The organism is Streptomyces neyagawaensis (assembly GCF_023516595.1).
In the GTDB taxonomy this organism is placed as follows: domain Bacteria; phylum Actinomycetota; class Actinomycetes; order Streptomycetales; family Streptomycetaceae; genus Streptomyces; species Streptomyces neyagawaensis.
The window spans coordinates 1-580 of the sequence record NZ_JAMGBG010000152.1 but is presented as its reverse complement, the minus strand read 5'-3'; the positions used below and the strand labels follow the sequence as shown (position 1 = coordinate 580).

The following is a 580-nucleotide window of genomic DNA, read 5'->3' as shown; positions in this document are numbered from 1 at the left end:
CGCCGTCATCTCGCGGACATCACCGGGCTGCCCCTGGTCACCGCCGCCAACCTGGTCGAGGCGACGCAGGACTGCGGCGCCTTCGTGCAGATGTCGGGCGTGCTCAAGCGGATCGCGGTGAAGCTGTCCAAGAGCTGCAACGATCTGCGGCTGCTGTCGTCCGGGCCGCGTGCGGGGCTCAACGAGATCAATCTGCCGCCGGTGCAGGCGGGTTCGTCGATCATGCCGGGCAAGGTCAACCCCGTCATCCCCGAGGTCGTCAACCAGGTCGCCTTCGAGGTGATCGGCAACGACGTCACCATCACCATGGCCGCCGAGGCGGGCCAGCTCCAGCTCAACGCCTTCGAACCGATCATCCTGCACTCCCTGTCCGAGTCCATCACGCACCTGCGGGCGGCCTGCCTCACCCTCGCCGAGCGCTGCGTCGACGGCATCACCGCCAACGTCGACGAGCTGCGCGCGGCGGTGGAGAACTCCATCGGCCTGGTCACCGCCCTCAACCCGCACATCGGCTACACGGCGGCCACCGACATCGCCAAGGAGGCCCTCGCCACCGGCCGGGGCGTCGCCGAACTCGTCC

At 69.0% G+C, this 580-nt stretch carries 1 protein-coding gene; it reads left to right on the top strand.

Going from position 1 to position 580, the window contains the following annotated elements; all coding sequences use genetic code 11:
* On the top strand, positions 1 to 580 hold a 580-nt coding region (locus M8J73_RS39055), incomplete at both ends, for a lyase family protein (protein WP_249829697.1).